The 2,057-nt window shown below is 43.0% G+C and carries 1 protein-coding gene; it reads left to right on the top strand.

Annotated elements, in window-relative coordinates; translation table 11 throughout:
* The first annotated feature begins 652 nt into the window (after positions 1-652).
* The gene (gene ltrA / locus ACFVAD_RS24190; RefSeq protein WP_386646449.1) at positions 653-1,978 is read left to right on the top strand and encodes a group II intron reverse transcriptase/maturase; all 1,326 of its coding nucleotides are present in this window, start codon (positions 653-655) and stop codon (positions 1,976-1,978) included.
* Positions 1,979-2,057: the final 79 nt, after the last annotated feature.

Genomic DNA, 2,057 nt, shown 5'->3' with positions numbered 1-2,057 from the left:
CTTTTGTGCGCTTGGCAGCGCATCGGACTAGAGGGTGAAAGTCCTGAACACACCGTAGTGGCGGAAGTGTATAGCTGACAGGTAGTGCATGGTCGTGAGAACATGTGCGGAGGACCTGGAGGCAAAACCTGGAATAGGCGACAAAACCGAGTTGGCTGGCAGAATCGGATAACCCTGCAAAAGACGGGAGTGTCCAGTACCACAAGAGGATTCTGTTAGTTAGGAGGACTAGCTTCAGGTGAAAGCCCGATGACGTGACCCAAGGAGGTCTCATCATCTCCGAATCTAGGTAAACCTTATTCAAGCTTGCGATGGGCGAGATAAGACTATGGATGGTGAGAAGTCAGAGCACGGGATAGTAATGAATAAGCTCATTGGAAAAGTCGAAAAGATGAGTGACTCGGTACCCTGTTATCGAGAAGAGCTCTGACCCAAAAGGCAGAAACTCTTGTGAAGCCTGTTGCCCATGAAAGAAAAGCTAGAGTTATCTAGGAACACTTTATGTGCCAGACAGAAGCCGATGAGGAACAAAGTCCTAAGATTCGGGGTTGAACAAAAGGGTAAACCGTCTGGAGCGTAGTACTTGAAAGAACTAAAGGGATTGTCGAAGTTGGACTAAGCACTCTTTAGACTGAGAGGAAGAAACACGAACATGAAGGAAAGAATAGACAAACATAGTTTTCGTGAAGGAGTAAAGAAGTCACCAAAGAGAAAATGGTATAGCCTTATGGATAAAGTATGGTCTATGCCTAATATGGAGGAAGCCCTAAAAGAGGTCAAAAGAAACCGTGGAGCAGCGGGGGTTGATGGAGTAACCATCAAGGATTTCGAGTATGGATTGAAGGATAATGTACAAATCCTTCAACGAGAATTACGAGACAAGAGATATAAACCAAGACCGGTGAAACGTGTATACATTCCCAAGGCAGACGGTACCGATAGACCTTTAGGAATCCCAACTGTAAGAGACCGAGTAGTGCAGGCAGCTGTACGCAGAATAATCGAACCAATTTTTGAAGCCGAATTTTTAGAATGTAGCTTTGGGTTCAGACCAAATCGAAGTGCTCATATGGCTTTGGAGAAAATCCGTAAGGATTTATCCGATGGCTATGTTTATGTCATTGATGCAGACTTAAAATCATATTTCGATACCATTCCGCAGGATAAACTTCTATCCCTGGTTCGTAAAGAGATAATTGATGGTAGTCTTATTCAACTGCTTCAAAGTTTTCTTCAAGCAGGAGTAATGGAAGGTGGAACGTTTCATTTAAATGAAAAGGGCACGCCACAAGGTGGTGTCATCAGTCCACTCCTAGCTAACATATATCTACATCCCCTAGACGAGTTAATGACGAAACGGGGTCACCGCATTACGAGGTATGCGGATGACTTCGTCATCTGTTGTAAATCAAAGAAGGGGGCTGAGCGTGTTCTGAAATCAGTCATTTATTTCTTAGAGGAAAATCTGGAATTAAAGGTCCATCCTGAGAAGACGAGAATTGTAAACAATTTAGAGCAACCTTTTGTTTTCTTAGGGTATGAATTTAGTCGAGCTTATTGGACTAAACCATCTGAAAAGTCCTTAGAGAAATTTAAGAGCACGGTAAAAGAGATAACGAAGCGTAATCAAACAGTAAACATAGAACGGTTGGTCAAAGACAAACTTAACCCCTACCTACGTGGGTGGGGCAACTATTTTGGACATGGTCACTCAAAAAAGCTTTTTGAGAAATTTGATGGATGGATTCGAAGAAGGTTGAGAGCAATTCAACTAAGAAGTTGGCGAAATATACGGAAACTCCATAGGGAGTTACGTAAAAGAAAATGGAAGGGAGAGCTTCCGAAACTGCGTATGTATGCGTGGAGAAGTTCTCGAACTAAACCAATAAACACAGCACTTCCTAATGAATGGTTTAAGGAAATAGGTCTTGTATCTTTAGTGGATATTTACAATGAACATCATCCCCAGAGGGGATAACATGGAGGAGCCGTATGCGATGACCCGCACGTACGGATCTGTGAGAGGCGCATGAATAAATTCATGCGCCTACTCTATT

The sequence above is a fragment of the Sutcliffiella sp. NPDC057660 genome (assembly GCF_042800035.1).
In the GTDB taxonomy this organism is placed as follows: Bacteria; Bacillota; Bacilli; order Bacillales; family Bacillaceae_I; genus Sutcliffiella_A.
Note: the sequence above shows the minus strand (reverse complement) of the source record. Positions and strands in the feature narration are given on the sequence as shown.